Origin of the sequence: Mycobacteroides abscessus ATCC 19977 (assembly GCF_000069185.1) — a bacterium.
GTDB classification, from domain to species: domain Bacteria; phylum Actinomycetota; class Actinomycetes; order Mycobacteriales; family Mycobacteriaceae; genus Mycobacterium; species Mycobacterium abscessus.
Window position 1 is genome coordinate 3,458,740 of the sequence record NC_010397.1, and the last position, 26,402, is coordinate 3,485,141.

Annotated in this window: 29 protein-coding genes; 12 read left to right on the forward strand and 17 right to left on the reverse strand. The window is 63.6% G+C overall.

Features of this window, described 5'->3' with window-relative positions:
- The first annotated feature begins 32 nt into the window (after positions 1-32).
- Positions 33-476, forward strand: a complete 444-nt coding sequence (locus MAB_RS17305) for a DUF2628 domain-containing protein (RefSeq protein ID WP_005056603.1) — start codon at positions 33-35, stop codon at positions 474-476.
- A gap of 81 nt (positions 477-557) precedes the next feature.
- Here MAB_RS17305 and nrdE read toward each other — a convergent pair whose 3' ends face one another.
- From nrdE to MAB_RS17320, 3 genes are read right to left on the reverse strand one after another with little or no spacing between them, the layout of a single operon-like run.
- The gene (nrdE, locus tag MAB_RS17310; protein WP_005090417.1) at positions 558-2,639 is read right to left on the reverse strand and encodes a class 1b ribonucleoside-diphosphate reductase subunit alpha; all 2,082 of its coding nucleotides are present in this window, start codon (positions 2,637-2,639) and stop codon (positions 558-560) included.
- A 53-nt stretch (positions 2,640-2,692) separates the two neighbouring features.
- The gene (gene nrdI, locus MAB_RS17315) at positions 2,693-3,163 is read right to left on the reverse strand and encodes a class Ib ribonucleoside-diphosphate reductase assembly flavoprotein NrdI (RefSeq protein WP_005056600.1); all 471 of its coding nucleotides are present in this window, start codon (positions 3,161-3,163) and stop codon (positions 2,693-2,695) included.
- Positions 3,164-3,191: 28 nt separating this feature from the next.
- Entirely contained in the window at positions 3,192-3,434 is a 243-nt protein-coding gene (locus tag MAB_RS17320) for a redoxin NrdH (RefSeq protein WP_005056596.1), read from the reverse strand.
- A gap of 649 nt (positions 3,435-4,083) precedes the next feature.
- Here MAB_RS17320 and MAB_RS17325 point away from each other — a divergent pair.
- Positions 4,084-5,394, forward strand: coding sequence for an MFS transporter (locus tag MAB_RS17325; RefSeq protein ID WP_005081191.1), 1,311 nt, complete (start codon positions 4,084-4,086; stop codon positions 5,392-5,394).
- Between the two features lie 68 nt (positions 5,395-5,462).
- Here MAB_RS17325 and MAB_RS17330 read toward each other — a convergent pair whose 3' ends face one another.
- The gene (locus MAB_RS17330; RefSeq protein WP_012296663.1) at positions 5,463-6,011 is read right to left on the reverse strand and encodes an NAD(P)H-dependent oxidoreductase; all 549 of its coding nucleotides are present in this window, start codon (positions 6,009-6,011) and stop codon (positions 5,463-5,465) included.
- Between the two features lie 116 nt (positions 6,012-6,127).
- On the opposite strand from MAB_RS17330, the gene MAB_RS17335 reads away from it, so the two are divergent.
- Positions 6,128-6,742, forward strand: coding sequence for a TetR/AcrR family transcriptional regulator (locus tag MAB_RS17335; protein ID WP_005111807.1), 615 nt, complete (start codon positions 6,128-6,130; stop codon positions 6,740-6,742).
- Positions 6,743-6,764: 22 nt separating this feature from the next.
- On the forward strand, positions 6,765-7,586 hold the full coding sequence (gene nadE, locus MAB_RS17340; protein ID WP_005081185.1) for an ammonia-dependent NAD(+) synthetase: 822 nt from the start codon (positions 6,765-6,767) through the stop codon (positions 7,584-7,586).
- Here nadE and MAB_RS17345 read toward each other — a convergent pair.
- Positions 7,583-8,467 carry an SDR family oxidoreductase gene (locus tag MAB_RS17345; protein WP_005077221.1) on the reverse strand — a complete coding sequence of 295 codons (885 nt, stop codon included), beginning with the start codon at positions 8,465-8,467 and terminating at the stop codon, positions 7,583-7,585. The genes nadE and MAB_RS17345 overlap by 4 nt on opposite strands.
- A gap of 137 nt (positions 8,468-8,604) precedes the next feature.
- Between MAB_RS17345 and MAB_RS17350 the strand changes: the two genes are divergently transcribed.
- Entirely contained in the window at positions 8,605-9,480 is an 876-nt protein-coding gene (locus MAB_RS17350) for a DUF4349 domain-containing protein (protein WP_005077222.1), read from the forward strand.
- Here MAB_RS17350 and MAB_RS17355 read toward each other — a convergent pair.
- Positions 9,451-10,074, reverse strand: a complete 624-nt coding sequence (locus MAB_RS17355) for a TetR/AcrR family transcriptional regulator (protein ID WP_005056583.1) — start codon at positions 10,072-10,074, stop codon at positions 9,451-9,453. The two genes, MAB_RS17350 and MAB_RS17355, sit on opposite strands and share 30 nt — an antisense overlap.
- A gap of 116 nt (positions 10,075-10,190) precedes the next feature.
- Between MAB_RS17355 and MAB_RS17360 the strand changes: the two genes are divergently transcribed.
- A complete protein-coding gene (locus MAB_RS17360) occupies positions 10,191-11,669 on the forward strand; it encodes a cytochrome P450 (RefSeq protein ID WP_005056581.1) in 1,479 nt (492 codons plus the stop codon).
- 9 nt (positions 11,670-11,678) lie between these two features.
- Here MAB_RS17360 and MAB_RS17365 read toward each other — a convergent pair whose 3' ends face one another.
- The 3 genes from MAB_RS17365 to MAB_RS17375 all read right to left on the reverse strand — a co-directional run bounded on the left by MAB_RS17365 (position 11,679) and on the right by MAB_RS17375 (position 14,137).
- Positions 11,679-12,128, reverse strand: coding sequence for a 2-isopropylmalate synthase (locus MAB_RS17365; RefSeq protein ID WP_005111810.1), 450 nt, complete (start codon positions 12,126-12,128; stop codon positions 11,679-11,681).
- Between the two features lie 153 nt (positions 12,129-12,281).
- On the reverse strand, positions 12,282-13,274 hold the full coding sequence (locus MAB_RS17370; RefSeq protein ID WP_005081179.1) for a CobW family GTP-binding protein: 993 nt from the start codon (positions 13,272-13,274) through the stop codon (positions 12,282-12,284).
- Positions 13,275-13,327: 53 nt separating this feature from the next.
- Complete coding sequence (locus MAB_RS17375; protein ID WP_005056573.1) at positions 13,328-14,137, reverse strand: SDR family oxidoreductase; 810 nt, start codon at positions 14,135-14,137, stop codon at positions 13,328-13,330.
- 178 nt (positions 14,138-14,315) lie between these two features.
- Here MAB_RS17375 and MAB_RS17380 point away from each other — a divergent pair, with 178 nt between their 5' ends.
- Complete coding sequence (locus MAB_RS17380) at positions 14,316-14,978, forward strand: NAD(P)H-binding protein (protein WP_005081176.1); 663 nt, start codon at positions 14,316-14,318, stop codon at positions 14,976-14,978.
- 48 nt (positions 14,979-15,026) lie between these two features.
- On the opposite strand, the gene sigC is transcribed toward MAB_RS17380, so the two are convergent.
- Positions 15,027-15,578 (reverse strand): RNA polymerase sigma factor SigC, encoded by a 552-nt coding sequence (gene sigC / locus MAB_RS17385; RefSeq protein ID WP_005056568.1) that lies wholly within the window; start codon positions 15,576-15,578, stop codon positions 15,027-15,029.
- A 76-nt stretch (positions 15,579-15,654) separates the two neighbouring features.
- On the opposite strand from sigC, the gene MAB_RS17390 reads away from it, so the two are divergent.
- Positions 15,655-17,058, forward strand: coding sequence for a PepSY-associated TM helix domain-containing protein (locus tag MAB_RS17390; protein ID WP_005114546.1), 1,404 nt, complete (start codon positions 15,655-15,657; stop codon positions 17,056-17,058).
- Here the strand turns inward: MAB_RS17390 and MAB_RS17395 are convergent.
- The 5 genes from MAB_RS17395 to MAB_RS17415 all read right to left on the reverse strand — a co-directional run bounded on the left by MAB_RS17395 (position 17,047) and on the right by MAB_RS17415 (position 21,205).
- Positions 17,047-17,766, reverse strand: coding sequence for a DUF2275 domain-containing protein (locus MAB_RS17395; protein ID WP_005094014.1), 720 nt, complete (start codon positions 17,764-17,766; stop codon positions 17,047-17,049). The genes MAB_RS17390 and MAB_RS17395 overlap by 12 nt on opposite strands.
- Before the next feature lie 59 nt (positions 17,767-17,825).
- Positions 17,826-18,503 carry a biuret amidohydrolase gene (gene biuH, locus MAB_RS17400; RefSeq protein WP_005081171.1) on the reverse strand — a complete coding sequence of 226 codons (678 nt, stop codon included), beginning with the start codon at positions 18,501-18,503 and terminating at the stop codon, positions 17,826-17,828.
- The gene (locus tag MAB_RS17405) at positions 18,500-19,825 is read right to left on the reverse strand and encodes a cytosine permease (protein ID WP_005111813.1); all 1,326 of its coding nucleotides are present in this window, start codon (positions 19,823-19,825) and stop codon (positions 18,500-18,502) included. The genes biuH and MAB_RS17405 overlap by 4 nt, the downstream gene beginning before the upstream one ends.
- Positions 19,826-19,914: 89 nt before the next feature.
- Positions 19,915-21,045 (reverse strand): YeiH family protein, encoded by a 1,131-nt coding sequence (locus tag MAB_RS17410; RefSeq protein WP_005111816.1) that lies wholly within the window; start codon positions 21,043-21,045, stop codon positions 19,915-19,917.
- A gap of 4 nt (positions 21,046-21,049) precedes the next feature.
- Positions 21,050-21,205, reverse strand: coding sequence for a hypothetical protein (locus MAB_RS17415; protein WP_005081166.1), 156 nt, complete (start codon positions 21,203-21,205; stop codon positions 21,050-21,052).
- Positions 21,206-21,347: 142 nt separating this feature from the next.
- On the opposite strand from MAB_RS17415, the gene MAB_RS17420 reads away from it, so the two are divergent.
- Together MAB_RS17420 and MAB_RS17425 are read left to right on the forward strand one after the other, a co-directional pair.
- Positions 21,348-22,886 carry an acyl-CoA synthetase gene (locus tag MAB_RS17420; protein ID WP_005094018.1) on the forward strand — a complete coding sequence of 513 codons (1,539 nt, stop codon included), beginning with the start codon at positions 21,348-21,350 and terminating at the stop codon, positions 22,884-22,886.
- Positions 22,887-23,005: 119 nt separating this feature from the next.
- On the forward strand, positions 23,006-23,197 hold the full coding sequence (locus tag MAB_RS17425) for a PASTA domain-containing protein (RefSeq protein ID WP_005077235.1): 192 nt from the start codon (positions 23,006-23,008) through the stop codon (positions 23,195-23,197).
- Positions 23,198-23,219: 22 nt separating this feature from the next.
- Here MAB_RS17425 and MAB_RS17430 read toward each other — a convergent pair whose 3' ends face one another.
- Positions 23,220-23,804 carry a TetR/AcrR family transcriptional regulator gene (locus MAB_RS17430; RefSeq protein WP_005077236.1) on the reverse strand — a complete coding sequence of 195 codons (585 nt, stop codon included), beginning with the start codon at positions 23,802-23,804 and terminating at the stop codon, positions 23,220-23,222.
- Between the two features lie 126 nt (positions 23,805-23,930).
- Here MAB_RS17430 and MAB_RS17435 point away from each other — a divergent pair, with 126 nt between their 5' ends.
- The gene (locus MAB_RS17435; RefSeq protein WP_005111818.1) at positions 23,931-24,818 is read left to right on the forward strand and encodes an SDR family NAD(P)-dependent oxidoreductase; all 888 of its coding nucleotides are present in this window, start codon (positions 23,931-23,933) and stop codon (positions 24,816-24,818) included.
- Between the two features lie 48 nt (positions 24,819-24,866).
- On the forward strand, positions 24,867-25,316 hold the full coding sequence (locus tag MAB_RS17440; protein WP_005081158.1) for a pyrimidine dimer DNA glycosylase/endonuclease V: 450 nt from the start codon (positions 24,867-24,869) through the stop codon (positions 25,314-25,316).
- Positions 25,317-25,320: 4 nt separating this feature from the next.
- Here MAB_RS17440 and MAB_RS17445 read toward each other — a convergent pair whose 3' ends face one another.
- A complete protein-coding gene (locus tag MAB_RS17445; protein WP_005081156.1) occupies positions 25,321-26,244 on the reverse strand; it encodes an SDR family NAD(P)-dependent oxidoreductase in 924 nt (307 codons plus the stop codon).
- Positions 26,245-26,402 lie beyond the last annotated feature (158 nt).

The window sequence follows — 26,402 nt, forward strand, 5'->3', positions numbered from 1 at the left end:
TGCAAGGAGAGGCTCTTTCGATTTGCTACGTTGTGCCGGTGACAACGACCGATGACCGCAGCGATCTATCGGCGTATTGGCGGCTCAAATTCGATTTCTACGACCGCTACGGCACACGGTTCACACCGGACGCCGTGGCCGCCGCTCAGGCCCGGCCCCTCGCAACCAAGATGCGGTCGGTCATCAACCTACCCGCATTGTTCTTCGGGCCCATCTACTTCGTGGCGAAGGGGATGTGGCGCAAGGCGATAACGTTAACGCTGTTCAACGTGGCTCTTGGAGTTGTTCTCTACCTGGCATTTCCGCCCTTGGGTTTCAGCGGATTGACATCCAACGGTGCGCTGTACATGATCCTGGCCGGCCCGGCCTACTACCGCCATCGAGTGGTGGGCAGCCGATCATGGAATCCACTCGACGGTATCGGCTGGCGCTTCAATCACGAGATGCGGGAAGCTGGGAAACAGCGCCGCAAGTAGGACGATCACGCCGTCGCGAGTGACCTTCGACATGCAAGCGGGCCAGGAGAATCCTCCTGGCCCGCTTGTTATCCAAAACCTCTACAGCATGCAGGACACGCAGCCCTCGACCTCGGTGCCCTCCAGCGCCATCTGGCGCAACCGGATGTAGTACAGCGTCTTGATTCCCTTGCGCCAAGCGTAAATCTGCGCCTTGTTCACGTCGCGCGTGCTGGCGGTGTCCTTGAAGAACAGCGTCAGCGACAAACCCTGATCCACGTGCTGAGTGGCCGCGGCGTAGGTGTCGATGATCTTCTCGTAGCCGATCTCGTACGCGTCCTGGTAGTACTCCAGGTTGTCGTTCGTCAGGTACGGCGCCGGATAGTAGGCCCGGCCGATCTTGCCTTCCTTACGGATCTCGATCTTCGAGGCAACCGGGTGAATCGACGACGTCGAGTGGTTGATGTAGGAGATCGATCCCGTCGGCGGCACCGCCTGCAGATTCTGGTTGTAGATGCCGTGCTGCTGCACCGATTCCTTCAACCGCAGCCAATCATCCTGTGTCGGAATGCGAATCCCGGCATCGGCAAACAGCTGACGCACCTTCTCGGTCTTCGGCTCCCACACCTGGTCGGTGTATTTGTCGAAGAACTCGCCGCTGGCGTACTTCGACCTGTCGAACCCGCCGAACTTCGTACCGCGCTCAATGGCAATGCGGTTCGACGCCCTCAGCGCGTGGTAAAGCACGGTGTAGAAGTAGATGTTGGTGAAATCCACACCCTCTTCCGAACCGTAGAAAATCCGCTCGCGCGCCAAATAGCCGTGCAGGTTCATCTGCCCCAGACCGATGGCATGAGAGTCGTTGTTGCCCTGCTCGATTGACGGCACCGACCAGATGTGGGTCTGATCGGACACCGCGGTCAGTGCACGGATCGCCACCTCGATGGTCTGCGCGAAGTCCGGCGAATCCATCGTCTTGGCAATGTTGAGCGAACCCAGATTGCACGAAATATCCTTGCCCACCTTGGCGTAGGACAGATCGTCGTTGAACAGCGAGGGCGTCGATACCTGCAGGATCTCCGAGCACAGGTTCGAGTGAGTGATCTTGCCCTCGATGGGGTTGGCCCGGTTCACGGTGTCCTCGTACATGATGTACGGGTAGCCCGACTCGAACTGCAGCTCGGCCAGGGTCTGGAAGAACTCACGCGCCTTGATCTTCGTCTTGCGGATCTGGCCGTTATCGACCATCTCGTAATACTTTTCGGTGACGTTGATGTCGGCGAACGGCACCCCATAGGTACGCTCGACGTCATACGGCGAGAACAAGTACATGTCCTCGTTCTTCTTGGCCAGCTCAAAGGTGATGTCCGGAATCACCACGCCCAACGAGAGTGTCTTGATCCGAATCTTTTCATCGGCGTTCTCACGCTTGGTGTCCAAGAACCGGTAGATGTCCGGGTGGTGCGCATGCAGGTAGACCGCACCGGCACCCTGGCGGGCACCGAGCTGATTGGCATAGGAGAAGGAGTCCTCCAACAGCTTCATGATCGGGATGACACCCGAACTCTGGTTCTCGATGTTCTTGATCGGCGCCCCGTGCTCGCGAATATTGGTGAGCAGCAAGGCAACACCGCCACCGCGCTTGGACAGCTGCAGTGCCGAGTTGATGGAGCGGCCGATGGACTCCATGTTGTCCTCGATGCGCAGCAGGAAGCAGGACACCGGCTCGCCGCGCTGCTTCTTACCCGAGTTGAGGAAGGTCGGGGTGGCCGGCTGGAAGCGTCCGTCGATGATCTCGTCGACCAGCTTCTCGGCCAGCTGCAGATCGCCGGCGGCCAGGGTCAGCGCCACCATGACGACGCGATCCTCGAAGCGCTCCAGGTAGCGCTTCCCGTCGAACGTCTTGAGCGTGTATGAGGTGTAGTACTTGAACGCGCCCAGGAAGGTCGGGAATCGGAACTTCTTGGCGTACGCCCGGTCCAGCAGCGACTTCACGAAGTTGCGCGAGTACTGGTCGAGCACCTCACGCTCGTAGTACTCCTTCTCGATCAGGTAATCGAGCTTCTCGTCCTGATTGTGGAAGAAGACCGTGTTCTGGTTGACGTGCTGCAGAAAGTACTGCCGCGCCGCCGCCGCGTCCTTGTCGAACTGGATCTTGCCCTCTGCGTCATACAGATTGAGCATCGCGTTGAGTGCGTGATAGTCCAGCTCGCCGTGAGCCGAGCCGTGCGCAGCGGTCACTGGTTCTGCAGTTGTCGCGGTTGGCGCCACGGTGTGTCCTTCCAAAATTCATCGAGTCCGTCGAGCACTTGCTCTACGTCTTCAGCAGTGCCCATGAGTTCAAAGCGATACAGATACGGCACGTCACACTTGGCCGAGATGACCTTGCCCGCGTAGCAGTACTCCGCGCCGAAATTGGTGTTCCCGGCCGCGATAACACCGCGGATCAAGGATCGGTTGTTTTCGTTGTTGAGGAATTTGACGACCTGTTTGGGGACGTATCCCCCGGCCTTGCCAGGCACCGGATGCCCGCCGCCGTAGGTCGGCACGATCAGAACATAAGGAGTGTCGACTTCGATATCGCCGCGCAGCGGGATCCGGATGGCGGGACAGGGTCCCTCTCCCCGCGCTTCGCTTGCCCTCGCCAACTTCTGGACGAAGCGGTGGGTGTTCTCCGACACGCTGGAGAAATAGACCAAATGGGCCATGCCCGGCTCCCGTACTACGTGCTACTTATCAAGCAGAGACGGCGACAGCACCGGCGAGCGCCTTGATGCGGTCGGGACGGAATCCCGACCAGTGATCGTCACCGGCCACGACCACAGGTGCCTGCAGGTAGCCGAGCGCCATCACGTAATCGCGGGCCTCGGGGACCTCGGTGATGTCCACGACGTTGTACTCGATGCCTTGCTTGTCGAGGGCCTTGTACGTCGCGTTGCACTGTACGCAGGCGGGCTTGGTGTAGACGGTGATGCTCATGCGTAGCTCCTCAGCGAATCGATCGTGGACATCTCAACAAAGTTTTCAGCAGTCCCGAGCCCGGGAAAATTCCGCGCCGCCCGTGGTGGCTGAGCGCCGGGATTGTCCAGAAGTTCTGGCGAAAATCCGGGCCGGGCGGACCGGATTCGTTCCCGGCCTTTCGGTGTTCCAGACACTACACCTAGTGTCCGACAATCGGAACTCATACAAGATGTTCTGAACAACATTCATGAAATTCCCTGGTCGTGAGACTTCCAGCCCTACAAACCCCGGCGTGTCGCCAGGGCGGCGTGTCCGGCCGCGCGGCCATGGCTGGAACATATGGGGTGTCTACCACCAGGTACCGACACCGGCTAGCAGACCGCCCACCCCCGGGCAAACGATGTCGCCCGGCGAGTCTGTGGAAACTGTGAAGTTCTGTGGACGAAATTGGGGATAGATCCAGATCCGGCGGCAGCGGCCCTGGTTGTCGGCCGCCATAGCGCGCAGGTGGCTTTCGGGTACCCGGCCCGTCCGAGGGCTAATCTGTTCGCCGGGAACATGCCTCAGTGCTTCACGGCAGCGGACGCGGGCAGACTAAGCTGCGACGCCAAGGACTGCCGGTTTTCTCAACGGCGCGACAATCATCAGCACCGGAGGTAGTCCCACGATGACCTCATCCCCGGCAGAGCCGCGGCAGATGGCCGATGGACAAGTCAGCCCGCGCCGCGTATTCATGGCCAGCGCGGTCGGGTCTGCCATCGAGTTCTACGACTTCTATATCTATGGCACCGCGGCCGCACTCGTATTCCCGGCCGTCTTCTTCCCGAATCTCAGCCATTCCCTGGCGCTCTTCGCCTCTATCGCCACCTTCAGCACGGCATTCTTGGCCCGGCCCATCGGTGCCGCCCTGTTCGGCCACTATGGAGACCGCTTCAGCCGCAAAGGCACCTTGGTGGTCACGCTGATCACCATGGGGCTCGCGACCATGGCGGTCGGCCTGGTTCCCGGCGCCGCCACCATCGGGGCAGCCGCGCCGACCGCCATCGTCATACTGCGACTGGTGCAAGGCCTTGCGGTCGGAGGCGAGTGGAGCGGCGCGGCGTTACTTTCCGCCGAATACTCGCCGAGCCAGAACCGCGGCCGCGCCGCCACCGCCGTGCCGATCGGAACCTCGACGGGGCTATTGCTCAGCAGCCTGGTCTTCCTCATCGTCAGCCTGACGATCGGAGAAGACAGTCCCGCGTTCCTGTCGTGGGGATGGCGCGTGCCCTTTATTGCCAGCGGCCTGCTGGTGGCGGTGGGTCTGTACATCCGGCTCCAGATCGCCGAGACGCCCCAGTTCGTGGAGGCGAAGGCTCACCACCAGCTGGTCAAATCGCCACTGCGACATGTCATCACAGAGAGCCCCCGCACCCTGGTGCTGACCAGCGGCACCATGCTGATCATCTTCACGCTGTCCTTCATGACCAATACATACTTTCCGGGATTCGCCAGATCGGAATTGCACTTCTCCCGGGCCGCCATCCTGGCTGCCGGAGCCTTGGGGGCTGTCGTTCTCATGGTGTCGGCGACTGCCGGAGGAATTCTCAGCGACCGGCTGGGCCGCCGCACAGTCATATTGAGCAGCATGACCTTGACGCTCCCTTGGACGCTACTGGTCACTCCCCTGCTGACCAGCGGCCCATTCTGGGCCTACCTGGCAGCCATGGCACTCACCTATGTGTTGTTCGGGCTCGCATTCGGCCCGATGGCGAGCTTCCTTCCGGAGTCCTATCCGGTAGGTACCCGCTACAGCGGCACCGGGGTGGCGTTCAACGTGGCCGGCGTGTTCGGGGGCGCCATACCGCCGTTGATCGCCGGACCGTTGCAGAACACACTGGGCAGCTGGGCGGTCGGACTCATGCTGCTGGTGATATGCGCCATCAGCGTCGCCTCTATCTCCGGTATGCGAGAAACGTGGGCCGGATCGGCACGCTGAACCGCTCAGCCTGCGATACGCAATTGCCCGTCACCGATTCACGATGACGGGCAACCGGACCGCACTGATTAGGCGGTGGTCAACGCGTCCAATGCCTTGGTCAGCTCAGCGACCGTCTCGGCATGCTCACGCGGGTGCTTGCCATCGAACGCCGACGACGGCACGGCGAGCTTGACGTCTTCGAGCACGTTGGCGGTCGCGATCCCAGCCGCCTTGCGGGTCTCATCGATCGCCCAGATGCCGCCATAGCGGCCCGCCGAGGTTCCGATCACAACTGTCGGCTTGCCCTTGAAGACACTCGATCCAAAGGGACGCGAGAGCCAGTCGATCGCGTTCTTCAGCGAGCTGGAAATGGTGCCATTGTTCTCCGGACTCACCAGCAGCACCGCGTCGGCATCCGCGACGGCCGCACGCAGGGCCTCTGCGGCGGCGGGAGCACCCTCACCGTCGATGTCCTCGTTGTAGTGCGGCAGATCAGCCAGTCCCTCATAGATGGTCACACTCACACCGGCCGGCGCGTGTTCGGCAGCGGCCTCCGCGAGCTGCCGGTTGACCGATGCCTTACGCAGGCTTCCGACGATTGCCAGCACGTTCTTCTCTGCCACTTTCTCGGCCATGGGGAACACCTTTCATCAGAGCGGCGCGTTTGTCGCACCTACATCCTGCTTCTTTGTCACGTTCTACAATACGGACCGTGGTCCGCTTCATTCCCAGCGGCTACTATCAATCTGTTATGCCTGGTCAAGAAATACCCCTGCTTTCTGTCGACCTTGCGCAGAATCCCGTCCGCGAGCGAGCCATCGCAACCCGCAACCGCGCCCTGCTGCTGGACGCCGCCCGCCAGCTGCTCGACGAGGTAGGCCCGGACGGAATGTCGATGGATGCCGTCGCCCACGCCGCAGGCGTGGGTAAGGGCACGCTGTTTCGCCGCTTCGGCAGCCGCACGGGACTCCTGTTGGCACTGCTCGACCACGAGGAGCACATCGAGCAGCAGGCGTTCATGTTCGGACCACCACCCCTTGGCCCTGATGCTCCCCCACTGACCCGGCTCATCGCGTTCGGACGGGCACGACTGGCATTCCTGGAACGCCACCTGGACCTTGCCCGCGCCACCACCGCGGACACCGATGCCTGGCACAACGCACCACCGACCCTGCTGGTCCGCGCACACATCCGGGCGCTGCTGGCCCAGCTCGAATGCACCGGCGATCTCGACGCACAGACCCACGCCCTGATGTCGATCATCGATCCCGGATACGTGTATTTCGCCACCAACTCCAACGGCCAGTCGGTCGCCCAACTCGGCGACGCGTGGGAGGACCTGGTGCACAAGCTGTGCGCACGCTGACCGAGCGTTCTACAGTCGGGCCATGAGCAGCCTTCGCGAAGAGATCCGGTCCGCCCTCGACGTCTCCCCCACGATCGATCCGGCGGCCGAGGTGTCACGACGGGTGGGCTTCCTCAAGGATTATTTAAGGGCCAGCAGCACAAAGGGATTCGTCCTCGGCATCTCCGGCGGGCAGGACAGTGCGCTGGCCGGGCGACTGTGCCAGCTGGCGGCACAGGAATCGCGGCTCGAAGGAGTGGCCGCCGAGTTCATCGCGGTGCGGCTGCCATACGGCGTGCAGGCCGATGAAGAAGATGCCCAAGTGGCCCTTCGCTTTATCGACCCCGACCGCACCATCGTCATCAACATCAAGGAAACCTCCGACGCTGCGACCAAGGCGGTCGCCGAGGCACTCGGCGAGACCCCGACGGACTTCGTGCGCGGCAACATCAAAGCCCGGGAGCGGATGGTCGTCCAGTACGCGGCTGCCGGCCAACACCGGCTACTGGTCGTCGGCACCGACCACGCGGCCGAGGCTGTCACAGGGTTCTTCACCAAGTTCGGCGACGGCGGAGTCGATGTCACCCCACTTACTGGACTCACCAAACGCCAAGGCGCGCAAATCCTTTCTCACCTCGGCGCACCGGACAGCATTTCCCATAAGGTGCCCACAGCCGATCTGGAGGACGATCGGCCCGCTCTTCCCGACGAGGTCGCCCTGGGCGTCACCTACGCGCAGATCGACGACTATCTGGAGGGCAAGGCCGTCACCGTCGAGGCCGCCGACCGCATTGAGCGGTGGTACCTACAGACCCGTCACAAGCGGGCGCAGCCGGTCACGCCATTTGACGGTTGGTGGCGTTAGGAGTCCCGCGGCGACGACGCCGAACCTGTCTTCTGGAATCCGGGCCGCAGCGCGTTGGTAAACGCGTAGTTGGCCACCCGCATCGCGACGCTGTACGGCCACCACAATGTGCGCTTGAACAGATACAGCGCCCGGATATCGACCGAGGTGTACACCAGATAGCGGTTGTGCCGAATGCCGTACAGGATCCGATCGGCCACCTTCTCCGGGCTCACCGCGTGGCCCACGAACCGCCCGATCCATCGGGCCACATTCTCGTTCTCACGATCCACGCCCGCGATGTCGACGGTGCGCACCAGCGGAGTGTTGACGGCACCCGGCACCACCACCGTGACGCCGATTTTGTATCGCGCGAGATCGAAGCGCAGCACCTCCGAAACCCCGCGCAGGCCGTACTTGCTGGCGCTGTACGCCGCATGCCACGGCAGGGCGACAATCCCGGCCGCCGAGGAGACATTCACGATCTGGCCACCCTTGCGGGCCTTGATCATCGCGGGCACAAAACTCTCGATGACGTGGATGGGGCCCATCAGGTTGATGTCCACCACGGAACGCCACTGCTGGTGACTGAGCCTGTCGACGGAGCCCCATACGGAAATGCCCGCGATGTTGAGCAGGACATCCATGCTCGGGTGCGTCGCGAGGATGTCCGAGGCGAAGGCGGCCACCGCCTCGTGATCGGAGATGTCGAGCGCTCGGTAGGCGCTGACCTTCCCTCCGGCCGCCTTGATCTCCTCGACAACAGACTCGAGCCCGTCGGCCGCTCGATCGGTCAAAAACAGCTCGGCACCCTCGCGCCCCAGCCGCAGCGCGGTGGCCCGTCCGATACCGCTCGCGGCTCCCGTAACAAAGCAGCGCTTACCGGTGAATTCGTACGCCATTACTGAACCGTACCGGCCGAGAATCTTGAATTTCTGCGCGGTCCAATAGCAAACGGTACCTTCAAATGATGACCTTTCATGGCACGCAATCTCGGCGACGTTGGTTACCGTGGGCAACTACAATTGCAGTAGCACTGATGGCAACCGTGGCGTGCTCGGGGAACTCACCTTCGCGTACCGAGGCACCCGATTCTGGGCGTTACCCCGCCACTGCGGCACCCACCTACACCCAGACGCCGGCGGCCCCGTTGCGCGATTCGCTACAGCAGGCTCCCCAGTACGGGCCGCCGACCGAATCCAAACGCGACATCGTCAAGACCGGAAGCATGACGATCACCGTCCCCAATCCCTCCGAGGCGGCCGACAAGGCCGCCGGACTCACCGAGGCAGCCAACGGCCGAGTCGAGAGCCGCTCGGAAGACGCGGGGTCGCGGGCAGACCGTGCACAGACATCGATCGTGCTGCGGATCCCCGCGGCCAAGCTCGACGGCGTGCTGCGTGATCTCAAGGAGCTCGGGAAGGTCAAGTCCGCCGATACCAAGAGCGATGACGTGACCTCGCAGCGAGTCGACCTGGATGCCCGGATCGCGGCACTACAGACGTCCGTCGACCGGCTGCTCGGGATCATGCGCGATTCCAAGGACACCGATGCGTTGATCAAGGCCGAGAGCGAACTGTCCAAGCGCCAGGCCGAACTGGACAGTCTGCGCGCACAGCGCAATCAGCTCGGTGAGCAGGTCGCCTACAGCTCGATCACCGTCACGTTCCGCGCCGAGGAGGTCGGCCTGCCGCCGACGCCGCCGAAGTATCAGGGGTTCTTCGGGGAAATAGAGCGCGGCTGGGATGGGCTGGTAGCGGCCGCCAACAGCGTGCTACTGCTGTTCGGACTGCTGCTGCCCTGGCTGGGCGCACTCGCGGTCCTCGGCGGACTCGGTTACGGCATTCGCCATGCGGTACTGCGGCGCCGGTCCGGGCCTACCCAGTCACCGCCCCAGAAGGCTCACACGCCATAGGGTTTCGACGGTGGCGATGGCCCGCGCGGGATCGGTGTTCCGCCCCACGAACGAGCTGTCACCCGAAACCGTGGACGCGGTCAACGCCACCAGCGACCGCACCAACGCCGGCAGGTCGTCGGAGATCGGTTGCGCACCGCGCTCTTTCACCTCGGTCTCGGCGATCTTGAGGATCTTCTCGATGACCACATCGGTGAGGTCGTCGAGCAGTCCAGCAATGGTCGGATCGGTGATCCGCGCCTCCTGGCACGCCTTCATCAACGGGTCGTTGTGCGCGAAGGAGGCCGCGGCACTGCCCACCATTCGGTGGGCGAACTGCTCGGGAGTCTCTTCCTCACCGCGCGGCGCGAAGTAGTGGGTGAGCTCATCGAGCTCGGCGAAGGCGTCACCGACCATTTGCGCGAGTACCGAGTACTTGCTGTCGAAGTAGAAGTAGAACCCGGATCTACCGACGCCTGCCCGCTCACTGATCGCGCTGACCGAGAGGTCGGCGAAGCTGTGGTTTTCCGCGATGAGTTCGGCGACAGCCGTCATGATCGCGTCCCGCTGGCGATCGCCGCGGGTCTGCGTGCCACTGCGCGCTGGACTGACCACTTGCACAGTTTGCACCGAAACACCGTACGAACAGAACTTGACACCCGTCAAGTCCTGTGGCGAAGATGAGCTAGAGCACATCGACGTGCTTGCCGCGAGCGAAGGAGCGACGCCCCATGGCGACGATCAGCAGCACCGATTACCTCATCGACCAGGCTAAACGCCGCCTCCCCACCATGAACACCCTTCCGGGGATGGGCTATATCGAGAATTACCTCAATAACCGCGAATGGCCGATGACGGAATTGGCCGCGCCGCCACCTGGTAGCGGCCTCAAGCCGGTGATGGGCGATCAGGGTCTGCCGATGCTCGGGCACATGGTCGAGATGTTCCGCGGTGGCATCGACTGGGTGCTCAACATGTACCAGGAGCGTGGACCGGTCAGCTGGACACAGACACCTATAGGAAAGATCGTCGCGGCGCTGGGGCCCGATGCCACGCAGGCCGTCTTCAGCAATGCCAACAAGGACTTCTCTCAGCAGGGCTGGGTACCGGTGATCGGCCCCTTCTTCAACCGTGGCCTGATGCTGCTGGACTTCCAGGAGCATCGCGAGCACCGGCTGATCATGCAGCAGGCCTTCCTGCGCAGTCGGCTGGCCGGCTACGTGGAGCAGATCGATGCGGTCGCCAGCGAGATCGTCGCCCAGTGGCCGACGAACGACAACCGTTTCCTGTTCTACCCGGCCATCAAGGAATTGACCTTGGACGTGGCCTCCGTGGTGTTCATGGGCAACGAGCCCCACGCTCAGCATGAACGGCTCGAAAAGGTCAACAAGGCATTCGTGGCGACCACCCGCGCCGGCGGCGCCATCTTCCGGTTCGGCCTTCCGCCCTTCAAATGGTGGCAGGGCTTGCAGGGGCGCAAACTGCTCGAGGAGTATTTCGCCGAGCGAGTCGGTATTGCCCGACAGAAAACCGAAGGCGCGGACATGCTGACGGCGCTGTGCCATGCGGAGACCGACGAAGGCGACGCCTTCACCGACACCGACATCGTCAACCACATGATCTTCCTGATGATGGCCGCGCACGACACCACCACGTCGACCACAACGACAATGGCGTACTACCTGGCCGCCAATCCCGAGTGGCAAGAACGAGTTCGGGACGAGTCGGACCGCCTGGGCGACGGTCCCTTGGACATCGACTCGCTGGAGAAGCTGGAGAGCCTGGACTTGGTGATGAACGAAGCGCTGCGGCTCGTGACCCCGCTGCCGTTCAACATCCGTTCCACGGTCCGCGATACCGATCTACTCGGCTTCCACATCCCGGCCGGCACCATGATCAACATCTGGCCGGGCATGAACCATCGGTTGCCCGAATTGTGGACAGAGCCGGACAAGTTCGACCCCGATCGCTTCTCCGAACCGCGCAATGAGCACAAGCGCCACCGATACGCGTTCTCGCCGTTCGGCGGGGGTGCGCACAAGTGCATCGGCATGGTGTTCGGACAGCTGGAGATCAAGGCCGTCATGCACCGGCTGCTGCGGCGGTACCGGTTTGAGCTGGCCCATCCCCACTACCAGCCCAAGTGGGACTACGCCGGCATGCCGCTGCCCATTGACGGCATGCCCATCATCCTGCGCCCCTTGCACTGAGCGCAGGGGTCAGCGCGCCAGACGGTTGGCGCAGGCGGTGACCGCCTTGAGTGAGGACGTGGTGGCGTCGGGAGCGCGGCCCATCGCCCAAGCGGTGCCCAAGCCGTTGGTGCCACGGATGAATGTGCACGTTTGATCGCCATCGCGCAGCTGATGGAAGCTGAGCGTTTCCATCGGTATGCCGTGTTCGGACAGCATGGCGGTCAGCGCCGCCATGGGTCCGCACGCGCTGACCGTCGCCGACTCGATGCACTCACCGATCGTCAGCGTCGCCTGGTAGGTGCCGCCGGTCTGGGACCACTGGCCCAACCGCAGCGCGCCGCCGCTGCGCTCATAGGTCTGGCAGAACGAGGCCCACGACATATCGCCTGCCTCCTCGCGCAGCCCACGTGGCAGTGGGACGCCGAAGCGTGCCGTAAACGGATCGATCTGCGGGGAGATGGTGGTGTCAGAGTGCATGTGCGGTCTTTCATCCGGAGTGGAAGGCGACCGACAGGTAGTAGCTTCGACCCACAGCGAGGGGTCGGTCTGGATCAGACCCCGCTGCGGGTTGCTACTACGAGTTGACCGGAGAAGTACAGCACGAGAAGCCACAGTAGACGCGGCGTCTGATTAGCGCAAATACTTTCCCAGGACCAGCATCGATCGCTCGCGGTCGGGATCGGGCGGGTCGTCGATGAGGGTGCGCAGACGCTCGGTGATGGTGTCACCGTCCAGGTGCGTGCCGATGAGCACCAGACTCGCCCCCGACGAGAAATCCGATGCCCTCCCGACTTTGTCGAAGCTGATGTGGTCTCCCACGGTATGCACCGCGAGCGTCCTGTCGCCCAGTCGCACCAGCCCCTTGATCCGGTATACGCCGGCCGGCTGACTGTCGAGAAACTCGATAAGTCGCCGTGGATGCAGCGGCTGTTCCGTCGCGAATTCGACAGTCTCGTAGTGATGGTGCGCGTGATGCTCATGGCTGTGATCCTCGCGAATGAGGTCCTCGAGCGAGAGCTGACCGACAGGCTCGGGGCGCTCCTTCTTGTCGAACAACAGCCGGGGGTCGACGTCGGCTCCGGTGGTCTCCACGATCGACGCCCGTGGATTGCGTTCCTTGACGACAGCGCGCAGATGGGTACGGTCCCCGGCGTCTGCCAGGTCAATCTTGTTGAGAACCACGAGATCCGCCAGGTCCAGGTGCTGAGCGATCTCCGGGTGCCGGACGGCGACGTCCTCGTACTGAGCGGTGTCCACGACGGTGACCAGTCCCCCGTAACCGATGCGCCGGTCCTCGGCCGTCGCCGCGAGCACCATGCGCACCAAAGGCAGCGGCTCGGCCAGCCCGCTGGCCTCGATGACGATCGCGTCGATGTCCCGGCCGGCAAGAGCGCTCAGCATGCCGCCCAGTTCGTCATCATCGGCGGTACAGCACAGGCATCCATTGGACATGGTCATGGTCGAGTCGACCTGGCCCGCAACCAGCATGGCATCGATGTTGATGGCACCGAAGTCGTTGACTACCACGCCGATTCGCACGCCCAGGGTGTTGCGCAGCAGATTGTTCAGCAGTGTCGTCTTACCGGCACCCAAGAACCCGGAGACGATGGTGACCGGGATCAAGCTATGTTCTCGACACTTCTCCGCACACGGCCCAGTCTAGGTAAAGCCGTCAACTAGTTGATGGTCGAGATGATGCCGCCGTTGACGAAAATAGTCTGCGCCGTCGTCCACCCCGATTCCGGAAGGACCAACAGCCTGGCCACCGGCAGGATGTCATCACCGCGCCCGATCTGTCCGTTGATACTCATCGACTCCAGCCAGGCGATGTTCTCGTCGGATTCGGCCGGATAGAAAAAGCTGGTCTGCAAGGGGCCCGGCGCGATGCAGTTCGCGGTGATCCCGCGCCCACCAACCTCTTTGGCCAATGCCTTGGTGAAATGCTCGACGGGAGCCTTGGACCCGGCGTACGCACTGTAGGTGGGTGCCAGTGCCCCGACCATCGTGGTGACAAAGCTCAGGATCCGGCCGTTGTCGGCCATCCGGCGCGCCGCCTCACGCATCATGAAGAACACCGTCTTGGCGTTGGCGTTGAAGACCCCGTCATATTCGTCTTCGGTGATATCCGCCAAAGGTTTCCGCACGATCATGCCGGCGGTGTTGATCAGGATGTCCCATCGGCCGAACGCTTCGAAGGCGGCATCGGCAAGCTTGGTGCAGTTCTCGGGGACGGACAGATCCGCCTGGAAGCTCACCGCGTCGCTACCGGACTCCTGAATCTGCCGAACAACCCGCTCCGCCTGCTGGGCCTTGCTATCGCTGCGATAGTGCACGACAACTTGGGCGCCGTCCTGGGCCAGTGTCCGCGCAAGCGCCGCACCCATATTGGCCGATGCGCCGGTGATCACGGCGACCTTCCCTCGCAGCGGCTGTTCCTGCGGCCGATAGGGCTGAACCGGATCGATGGTGTGTGGGATGTCGACCATATCCACTCCTGGTAGCAATCAGTCGCCCACGCGGGCAAGCCCCAACGCTATGAGATCTACCTAGCCCGAGCCAACAAAAGATTGTTGACAGCTAACAAGTGGGCCTTGTGAGACTCCCGCCCGGGAATGCCCGAACCACCGGCACAGTTGTCGGTCGTGGGCCCACGAAAGGAACACCATGCCGCAGAAGGTCGTCATCGCCGGTGGTCACGGACAGATCGCCGCGCACCTGATCCGCCTGCTCGCGGCGCGCGGCGACACGGCCGTCGCGCTGATCCGCAATCCCGATCACGCTGCCGATGTCGAGGCGTGGGGTGGACTACCGCTGGTTCTGGACCTGGAGTCCACCGACGCTGACGACGTGGCCGGCGCCCTCGCGGGTGCCGATGCCGCCGTATTCGCCGCCGGTGCTGGACCCGGCAGCGGTCCGGCCCGCAAGGACACCGTTGATCGCGCCGCCGCTGTGCTCTTGGCCACCGCGGCGGAGCAGGCCCAGGTGCACCGCTTCATTCAGATCAGCGCCTTCGGCGCCGGCGAGCCCGCGCCCACCGAGGGCGACGAGTCCTGGATCGCCTATGTGATCGCCAAGACGGCCGCCGAGGAGGACTTGCGCACCCGCGACCGGCTGGACTGGACAATCCTGCGCCCGGGCCTGCTCACCGATACAGCCCCAACCGGTTCAGTTACCTTGTCGGCCAGCAAGATCGAGCGCGGATCCGTCCCTCGCGCCGATGTCGCGGCGGTGGTGGCCGAGCTGCTGGGAGCACCGAACACGGTGCACGAGATCCTGTTCCTGACCGAAGGGACCGCGCCGATCGCCAGTGCGGTAGCCGGGCTCTAAGCGGCGCACGGGGTGGGAATGGAGGCCGACCGCCGAGCGCTCGTCGCTCTAGCCGGTCAGGTTCTCGGGCTCGGCCCAGCCGATCAGCTCGTCACGGGCCCGGGCTACCCGCGAACGAATGGTGCCGATGGCACAGCCGCAGACATCGGCTGTCTCGGCGTACGACAAGCCGACCACCTGGGTCAGCACCAACGCCTCGCGCCGGTCATCGTCAAGCGCGGCCAGCAGCGACTTGAGCTCCACCAGCTCCTCGAACCGGTGCGTGGGGCGGCGCAGCGAAGCTTCCTCGAGGTCTGCACCATGTGCGATGCGCGGCCGGGACTTCAGATGACGAATATGGTCGGCCACCACCCGGCGCGCGATCGACAGCAGCCAGGTGCGCACCGTCGAGCGCCCAGCGAAGCGCGGTAGAGCGCCGAGAGCCCTGAGATATGTCTCTTGGGTAAGGTCGTCGGCGACGCCGGAATCAGCCAGGTAGGCAACGAATCGCCACACGTCGCCCTGGGTCGCCTTGACCAAAGATTCGAGCGCGGACTGGTCGCCACGGCCAGCGGACAGCGCAAGCTCAAGCAGCTGCTCGTCGTCGGTGCCGGTGGCCACGAGTCCTACTCTATGTCGTAGACGTTCGGGGGTGAACAGCGGGAACTCTTTAACCGATTCATCCGACCAATATCCCGTGACTTATACCGAGGACCGGCCCGATGCTCGCGAGTCCCAGCCGGACACCGTGTGGGGGCGATTCGCACCGATCGTACTGCGCCTGCACTTCTATGCGGGGCTCCTCGTCGGCCCGTTTCTGCTGATCGCGGCCCTGACCGGACTGGCATACGCCCTGGTAGGGCAGGTCGATGCCGCCGTCTATCGGCACGAACTCAAGGTCGATTCGGTGGGCCCCCAGCAATTGCCACTGTCACAACAGGTGTCGGTGGCGACCGCTGCGCAGCCGTCCGGCACGGTGACCTCGATCCGTCCCCCGGCGAACCCCGACGACACCACCCGGGTGGTGCTGGCCGTCCCGGATGTTCCCGAGGATTACTCCCGCACCGTGTTCGTCGACCCGTACAGCGGCGAGATTCGCGGCACACTGACCACCTACGGCGAGTGGCTGCCGGTGCGTGCCTGGTTCGACGAACTGCACCGAAACCTGCATCTGGGCGCGATCGGGCGCAACTACAGCGAGCTTGCGGCCAGCTGGCTCTGGGTGGTCGCCCTGGGTGGGCTGTTCCTGTGGATCGGTTACCGCCGCCGCACCGGCCGGTTGCGGCGGATCGCGGTGCCCGATCGCGACGCCACCCCGCGCCGGCGCAGATTGACCTGGCACGGCGCCGTCGGTGTCTGGATAGTTGTTGGGCTGCTGGCCCTTTCGGTCACCGGGCTCACCTGGTCGCGCTACGCCGGTACCAATATCGGCGACCTCACGCAGGCCATTCGGCCAGGCTTATCGACCGAACTCGATCCGGCCTCGGCCACACCGATGACCGGGCATGAACACCATGGCGCCGCGGCCACGTCGCGTGGTGAGCCGCTTGCCGGGATCAACACGGTGCTGCAGACAGTGCGTGATGCCGGGCTGCGCGGCCCGCTCTGGATGACGCCGCCGCCGGCGCCCAATACCGCGTGGCTGGTCTCGGAACGTAAGCGCAGCATCCCTACCCAGCTCGACGCCATCACCGTGAACCCATCCAGCGGGGAGATCACCGGGCGCAGCAATTTCTCGGAGTGGTCATTGCTGCAGAAGTCGACGGAATGGGCGATAGACGGCCACATGGGCGTCCTGTTCGGCATCCCCAATCAGATCCTGGTAGCCCTCGTCGTGATCGGTCTCATCACCGTCATCACTCGCGGCTACCTGATGTGGTGGCGCAGGCGCCCCACCAAGAGTGGGCGCTGGCCGGTGCCGCCGCGACGAGGCGGCCTGCTCGCGCTCAAGCCGTTAGAGCTGGCGATCCTGGCCGTGGTCGTCGTCGGGGTTGGCTGGTTCATGCCGCTACTGGGAATCTCGTTGGCCGCGTTCCTCGCCATCGACCTTGCCGGCGGATTGGTGGCGAGCCGCCGCGGGACCGCGGCCTCAGGCGGCTGAGTTATCGGCGGAGCGCAGGTGTCGCTCCCCCGCTGCCACCTCGTCAAGGAACACGGCACGGTGCTGATTGGGCGGCGTACGGCCGGCCCGGTAGTCGCGCAGAACCAGCAGCGCGAAGATCAATCCGAGTAGCACCGGCAAGTGGCTGATGATGCGGGCAAGCGTGACCTGATCGTTGACGGCATCGTTGATGACATACCCGGTGAGCACGAGCGCGAACGCACCCAACACCGTTGCCATGCCGGCTGCGGCGGCAGGTCGCACCCCGGCGATCACCATGGCCACACCCAGGGCCACCACCCAGGCGGTGGATTCGTTCATGAGGTGTGCACCCGTCATCGCGCCATGATGGTGGGCCGAGACCATGCCGAAGTCGATTCCCGCGACCTGCATTCCGGCCACACCGAGCTGAAGTAACCCGATGAGCACCAACGCGCACCGGTTGATGTTGTGCCGCGCCCAGTGGGCGTATCGCGCCATCGGCGTAAGGGGCTCGACGGCGGCGGCCGCCAGGATCTGTCCGGTCAGATCGCGGGTCGGGGCCGAACGTGCGTACGCGAACTGGCGGTCGAGCCCGCGGGCCCGCCCCAGCCATTCGCGGCAGGAAGCGCAGGAGAGCACATGCTCATCCAGCCGCTTACGCGCGACGCTTGCCTGCTCACCATCGACCCATGCCGACAGCTGCTCGCGCACTTCCTGACAGTTCACCACTCCATCGTCGCCTATCGCGCCGACCGGCGTGTGAAGACCCCCTGATCTATACGCGTTTACAGGGCTCCAAGCAGCTGATTCGAGTCAGCCACCGCACCGAAGACCCCGCCCTGCATGGTCACCATCTTCAGCGCGGCGGCGTGATTGCCCGCATCGGTGGCGCCGGTGCAGTCGGACAAGATGAGACATTCGAATCCGCGATCGTTCGCTTCACGCATGGTCGTGTGTACGCAGACGTCGGTGGTAATACCAGTCAGCACGATGTACCGGATGCCACGGGTACGCAACACCAAGTCGAGATCGGTTGCGTAGAAGGCTCCCTTGCCGGGCTTGTCGATGATCGGTTCACCCGGTAGCGGCGCAACCTCCGGCACAATCTCCCAGCCCGGCTCGCCCTTCACCAAGATTCGCCCGCAGGGCCCCGCGACGCCGATCTCGGCGCCAATGCGGGCCGACCGCCAGCGCTTGTTGGCAGGCAGGTCCGAGAGGTCCGGCCGGTGACCCTCACGCGTGTGAATGATCGTCATCCCTACCGCCCGCGCTGCCGCGAGCACGCGAGCCGTCGGTTCCAATCCGGCACGTGTCAGCGATAAGTCATAGCCCATCGTGTCGACGTATCCGCCGCGGCCACAGAAGTCGACCTGCCAGTCGATGCACAGTACGGCGGTGCGACCGGGATCCACGGGGCCGTCAAACGGCCACGGATAGGGCTGCGCGTCGACCTGCCCCGTCATGCCGGCACGCCCCGCCGCGCGCCGCGAGCGGCTGCGAGGTACACAAGCGCGGCGGTCGCGATTCCCGTCAGGGCGTCAGAAAGCTGCGGCGCCCACAGGTGGGCGGCCAACGCCGACGCCGCGCCCGCCGCCCACGCCCCGAAGGACTCCCAACGAATTGCGGCATCACGGACGGCTATCCCGAAACGGGGCAACACCAACTGGTCGAGGATGAGCACCGTCCCGATCGGTGGAACCACCACACCCAAGAGCGTCAGCCACTGCTCGAAGTGCGACCACACTCCCAGCACGGCCAACAACACTCCCGCCGCACCCAACAGCACGGCAAGCAATCGCATCGTGTGACCGGTGAGCTGGCTCCATCCGACGGCACCGTTGTACAGGCAATGTGTGCAGACCGAGCCCAGGTTCACGAAGACGAACACGATCGACACCGGTACCAACCAGCCGCCGGTGTCGATCAGCGTACCGAGGAAATTGCCGCCGTCGGTCGCGGGTGAACGTGCGGCGCCCAGGGCGACGATCACACCGCCGACGACCATGGCCGCACAGTTCCCGATCGGGAAGGCCGCAACGGAAGCCCAAAAGCCTTGCCGTCCATTGCGAGACCATCGCGTGAAGTCAGCGGTCATGGTTCCCGAATCGATGAAGCAGGCAACTACCAATGTCACCGCGGCGCCCATGCTCATGGCGGCAACACCCGCTCCCCCACGGTACTCGACCGCATCGGAGATCGTCGAATCACGCAGGGCTAGAACGATTGCCGTGATGCCCAGCAGTAGATAAAGCGGCGCCGCGATCAGCCCTATCGCTGAGAGCGCCCTGATGCCAACGAGCGTCACCGCTACGTATCCGACGCCCGCGGCCAGCGCCGTCCACCGGGCATCCCATCCGGCACAGGTGGCCAGAACCGAGCCCGTCAAACCCGTCTGGAATGCGAACCAGCCGATCACCACGGTGGCCAGGAAGCCGCAAACCACTCGGTATCCGCCACGCCCGAACGTCTCAATCGCGGTGAGCCCGAAGTTCTTTCCCGTCTTGCCCGCCAGATAGCTCAAGGCTCCGACGTAGGCCGTCAGGACGGCATTGCCCAATGCGATCGCCAGCATGCCGCGCCAGAAGCCCAACGAATAGACGATGAGTCCACCGAAAACGGCGCAGGTGAGGATCATCGGGAATCCGAGCCACACCGCCGCGACGGACAGCAGGCTTCGTCGCGAGTGCGGTGGGACCGGCTCATTCTCGTATTCCGAGGCCGGCGATTCGGGTGCGTCAGCGGAAATTACGTCGATATCTACTGTGGCGGCGGCTTTTATCGTCATCGCCGCACAGGATCTCGGCGTGATGTTGCGTACGCGGTCCGCGCCGGTTACGTGTAAGTGACGACGGTACGTACGCGGGGTCGAGCCGCCTAGACGTGCGCTCCCCAGCCGAATACCCGCGAGGTCAGCAGCACCAGACCCAAGGACACCGCTGCCACCACCACCAGACCGATCACCGCCACCACCAGGGGGGGCCAACCGCTGCGGGCGATCTCCCGGAAGTTGGTATTCAGTCCGACTCCGGCGAAGGTCAGCAGGAAGGCCCACTTGGACACGTTGACCAGGTTGTTGACCTGACCCTTTGTCAGCCACCCGAGGGTAACGATGGTTGAGACCGCCAGGAAGCCGAGCACGAACTTGGGAAACTTGTCCCACACGAACGCAGCCTTGGCCTTGATCCCGGGAGCGAGAGTCTCCGCCTCACCGCGAGCAGCCCAGTACAGCGCGAACCCGAGCACCACGAACCCAATGAGCGCGTTGCGCGTGGATTTGACGACCGTCGCGATGTCACCCGCATGCTCGGAGTACAGACGGCCGGTGGCGACGGTTTCGGCGGTGTTGTCGACGGCTAGACCGGCCCACAGCCCGAACTCGTAATCACTCAGGCCAAGGCCATGCCCGATAGCCGGCAGGGTGAACAACGCCACCGCACCGAGCGCCAGAATGGATGCGATGGCGTAGCTGACGTCAGAATTGCGCGCCCGGATCGCCCCCTTGGCCGCGATGATTGCCGAGACCCCGCAGATGGAGGTTCCGATGGCCAGCAGCGAACCCAGCTTTCCGCTGAGGCCAAACCATTTGGCGGCCAAGAGGATGATGGCGCCCGCCACGGTCATGTCCACCAGGATCTGCACCAGGCTGGTGCCACCCAGTTTGAGAACGTCTCCGAGTACGAATCGCGCACCCAGCGCGACGATTCCGATCTTCAGCCAGAACTCGTAGGTCTGCACTCCGGGCCGGAAGATCCGGTGCAGCCCGACGGTGTTGGTGATCAACAGTCCGATCACGATGGCCCACAACACATATTCGATATCGGGCACCGTCCAGTGCTGCGCCTTGGCCAGGTCTTTCCACCAGATCTGCGCGTACTTGCCCAGCAGTCCCACGCCGATGAGCAGCAGGATGCCGGGTACATAGTCCAGCGGCCGCGGTGAGGTGAAGCTCTCTTCGGGGTTTTCGAATGCCTCATCGGCGGTGTGCGCCTCGGCCTTTGACGTCATCGGATCACCACGGAATCTTCGGCAGGACGTTCGCAACCGCCAGTAGGGCGATCACTCCGGCGATGATGGTCGCCCACCAATCGATACTGATGCGCGCGATCAGCGATGTAGAGGGCCGGGCGTCGGCAGATGCCGCGGCTCCGGAGTGTTCGTCGGTCACGCACGGGAATCTTTCTGGGGCGCCACCAGGCTCGCAAGAGATCCGCTCGCATTGAGTCGAGGCAGGGTCTCGGATCGAACTTGACACCCTGTCAAGTACAGTCGACGGCGCCCGCAGACAACGCCGTCGGAAGGTCCCGTCCGTGTACCCAGGTGCCCACGCCGCCCAGTTCCCCGACAAGCCCGCCGTGGTGATGGCCGGCTCCGGAGCCACGCTTACCTACGGAGAGCTGGACAGGCAGTCCCGCCGGTTGGCGCGGCACTGGTATGACAGCGGCCTACGCAAGGGCGATCACGTGGCGCTGCTCAGCGACAACGTTCCCGAGGTCTTCGTCGTGTACTGGGCTGCACTGCGGTCCGGGCTGTACATCACGTCGGTCAACCATCATTTGGCGCCCGCAGAGGTGAGTTACATCGTCAACGATTCCGGCTCCTCGGCGCTCGTCGTCGCCGCGGGTGTACGCGAACAGGCCGAGGCGATCCTCGACGACACTCCGGCGGTCACGCTGCGGCTGGCGTTCGGCGGTGACGTCCGCGGATACGACTCGTATGAAGACGCGCTCGACGGCGCCTCCGACGAACCGCTGCCTGCGCAGCCCGCCGGGTCGGACATGCTGTACTCCTCGGGCACGACCGGCCGTCCCAAGGGAATCAAGGTTCCGCTCACGGACCGGCAGGTCGATGAGCCGAATCCCTTCGCAATGCTGTTCGCGCATCTCTACGGATTCAATGCCGAGACCGTATACCTGTCGCCGGCGCCGATTTATCATGCTGCGCCGCTGCGGTTCTGCGGCTTCGTCCAGTCCATGGGTGGCACCGCGGTGGTGATGGAACGCTTCGAAGCCGAAGAGGCGCTGGCAGCCATTGAGAAGTACCGCATTACCCACAGCCAATGGGTACCGACGATGTTCGTTCGAATGCTGAAGCTGCCCAAGGAAATACGTGATCGTTACGATGTTTCCTCCTTGAAGGTCGCCGTTCACGCCGCTGCCCCATGCCCAGTTGAGGTCAAACAATCGATGATCGATTGGTGGGGCCCGATTCTGTACGAGTACTACTCCTCCACCGAGGGCAATGGGGTTACCTTCATCGACTGCGCAACCTGGCTCAAGCGGCCCGGGTCCGTGGGCAGTGCCGCGCTCGGGGTGCTGCACATCTGCGACGAGACGGGTGCAGAGTTACCCGCCGGCGAGGCCGGGCTGGTGTACTTCGAGCGCGAAGAACTTCCGTTCTCGTATCACAATGACGACGAAAAGACCCGCAGTGCTTGCCATCCCGCTCATGACACGTGGACGACCACGGGCGATATCGGGTACGTCGACGAAGACGGGTTCCTGTATCTGACCGATCGCAAGGCATTCATGATCATCTCCGGCGGCGTGAACATCTACCCTCAGGAGATCGAGAACGCACTGGCGCTGCACCCGGCGGTACTGGATGTCGCCGTCATCGGGGTGCCCGATGCCGAGATGGGCGAATCGGTGAAGGCGGTGGTGCAGCCCGCGGACTCGTCGGCAGCTCCGCGTGAGCTCGCCGCCGAACTCACCGACTTTCTCCGCGAGCGTATCGCCCGGTACAAGGTGCCCCGTAGCTTTGACTTCACCGATACCCTTCCGCGCACCCCCACCGGTAAGCTGGCCAAAGGACTGCTGCGCCAGAAATATTGGGAGGGGGCTCAATGAGGACGGTTGCCACGATTTGCGTTGTCGCGGGGTTACTGGCGGGATGCTCGACGCCTGCCGCCGAGGAAGGCCCGTCCACCCCGCCCGGCACGACCGTTCCGACCGTTGTGCCGGGCGTAATGCCGAATCTCGCCGGATTGCAGTGGAGTGATGTAAAACCCCTGCTACGTAAGCTGGGCAGGGTCAATGTCACCACTAAAGAGGTTCCCGTGAACGACGCCGAGCAGAAATCGCGGATCGTCTCGCAAGACCCCGCGGCCGGGGCACATCTTGAGCCAGGCGCAAAGATCGTTCTCACCTTCGGCACCTAAGACGCGAGCTCTAGCTCGAAAGCTACTGGGGAAGGCCCTTTTTCACCAGATCAATGATCCAGTCCGGCGAGACTTCGTCGTCGACTAGACCCTCAATCGCGATCCCTTTGGCGAGCGCCAATATGGCGCGGGCCAAAGTCTCAGGCGCAGCCGGGAGCGGGTTTCCACTCTCCGCCTCCACATGCCCCAGAAGCACAGAAAGTGCCTGCCTGGCCAGCTGATCCCTGGCGGCGAGCTGCTGCCGCAGTTCCGGATTTGCCCGGGCAGACAACGCGACTTCGGATTTGAAGAGCGCCCAACGCCGGTCCCCCATCGATTTGGTCAGCCACGTCTCGAATCGGGTGAACCGCTCGGGCGGCAAGTCCGCGGCAACGGCCGCGATTTCCTGGAACTGCTCCTCGGTGTGCGCGTCAAGGACGGCGAGTGCCAGATCTTCCTTGCTTCTGAAGTTCGAGTACAGGGCACCCCTGCTGAACCCGGCCGCCTCGGCGACCTGGTCGGTCGACGTCGCCACGTAGCCGTTTTCCAGGTAGAGCCGCGTGGCCGATTCGATCAGCTTGGCGCGGGTCAGCTCCTGCGACTCGGTCCGGCTCAGGCGTTTCGACACCAGGTCAATGTACCGACTCCGACCGCAACGCCCACCCCTTGACAGGACTGCGCACCGTTGAAATGCTTCTCGCATTCAAATACCATGTGTTTTTGAATACACAGCGTCCACTCAATGAGGAGGGTCATGAGTACATATCCAGATCGCCCCGTCGCCGGGTCACGAATAGTCATCACCGGCGCAACCAATGGGATCGGCAAAGAGATCGCCCGTGCACTGGTTCGGCGTGGCGCCCTGCTGACCCTGCTGGCCCGCGACCCAGCCAAGGCCAGCGCAACGGTCCGTGAACTCGCGGCGGAGAACGGGGCGATCACCGCACCCGAATACATTCAGGCCGACCTCGCCGACCTGGACTCAGTACGGGCCGCAGCGCACGAAATCGCCACGACACACCCCCGGATCGACACGCTGGTGAACAACGCCGGTATCCACTCCCTCTCGGGCAGGACCAGCGCGGACGGCTTCGACCTGATGACAGCGACCAACCACCTCGGGCCTTTTCTGCTGACCAACCTTCTGCTTGAACCGATCGTCGCCGCGGAACGCGCCCGTATCGTCATCACAGCCTCCGAGGCCCACCGTTCATGGCCCCGCATAGACCTGGAGCGATTCGCGGAAGCACGCCGCTACAACGCGATCCGCTCAGAAATTCGGTACGGACAGTCGAAGCTGATGAACATCCTTTTTACCCAGGAACTTTCGCGACGCCTCGACGGTACCGGGGTGACGGCCAACTGCTTCTGCCCAGGCATGGTGTCGACCGGACTCGTCCGGGACAGCCGTGTCCTGACTGCGGTCGCGGGCTTGGCCTCGCGCACACCGTTTGTTCGCCGACCGGATCAGGGAGCCAGGATGGGCCTCCGGTTGGTGCTCGACGAGGACCTCGCCACCACTACCGGGCAGTTCTTCACCTCTACCCCCGGCCTGGGTCAGCTCCCGGCCGTGCGGATCCGCTCCGACCAGAAAGCACAAGAAGAGTTGTGGCGACGATCCGGGGAGTTGGTGAGTCTGTAACTCCGTGTCTGCGTGGCCTGCGTGGCCGTCTTCGGGTACAGAGAAGGCATGCGACTGTGGTCCCTCCATCCTGGGAATCTCGACGCCAGGGGGCTGGTCGCATGCTGGCGCGAAACCTTGTTGGCCCAAAAGGTGTTGCAGGGGCGTACGCGCGGCTACCGTAACCATCCGCAGCTGGAGCGGTTCAAGTCGTTGGATAGGCCGCTCGCCGGGATCGGTGCATACCTGGTTGGTCTTGTCGATGAGGCCGACCGGCGCGGCTATCGATTCAACCGCGCGCTGATCGACATACCTGCCACCGTCTCCGAACCTTTGATCGATGTTCATCGCGGGCAACTGGCCTACGAACGATGGCTGCTGGACACCAAACTGGCACAACGCGATCCGGACCTACTTGCCACTAGCAATCCCCGCCGACTGCGCCCGCATCCCATCTTTCGGCCGGTTCGCGGCAACATCGAAGACTGGGAAAAGGTGCTGCCCACTTATCAGGCGTGAGGTATCACCGGCCGGTCAGCGCCGCCGCGTAGAGCCTGAGCTCGTCGCCAACATTGGCCATGGTGGCGGCGCCTTCGATTTCCATCGCCGCCTCGAACCTGTCACGAACCTCCTCGATGGTGAGCTGCGAGGAAGTCACTCCCCGTGCCTCACCGAGGAAGACTCGCGCGAATCGTCCACCGCCGGCGCTGAAACTGAGACCCGAGCACGGCACATCTTCGGATACCAGGTATGCGGCAACGGGCGCCACCAACGCGGCCGGGAAGGTGTCGCGGAGCCAGCTCAGCGCCGGCTCCGGCATGTTCTCCACCATCCGGGTGAACCCCACCGGCAGTAGCGCATTCACCTTGATGCCATATGCCGGGCCGGCCAGCCCCAAATTGGTGGTCATGCCGACCATTCCGGCCTTCGCGGTTGGATAGGTGCAGGCCTCCCCCTGCCCGAATATGCTCCCGGATGAGATGTTCAGGATCCGTCCGTAGCCCTGATCGACCATGGCCTTCCACGCCGGGCGCAGCACGTTGAACGGCCCGAGTAACTGAACTCCGAACACGGTGTCCACGTCCTCGTCGGTGAGTTCGGCGAAAGTCTTGATCGGCCCCACGATTCCCGCATTGTTGATGACGATGTCGACTCTCCCCCAGGCCGACAGCGCGGTGCCGACGATGGCGCGTCCACCTGCCCCGGTAGCGACGGTGTTCGTGTCTGCGATGGCGTCGCCGCCGAGGGCCTGAATCTCGGCAACCACCGAGTTTGCGGGTGCATCGGAGCTACCACCGCCCAGCAGCTCGTCGGACGATCCGATGTCGTTGACCACCACTTTGGCGCCACGGCTTGCCAACAGCAGAGCGTACTCGCGGCCGAGCCCACCGCCCGCTCCGGTGACAATGGCCACTCTTCCGTCGAACCGGACGTCAGTTCCAAACACACACGCCTCCAAGCAAATTCATCTCGACGTCGAGTTGAATCCCACCTCGGCAGATACGTTATCGCAAATAACGGATCAGGCGCAAGGATGGTCACGAGCCGGTGCAGGGAGGCACCTGGTGCCCGGCTATGAGCGACAAGCCCCATCAGCCATGGACC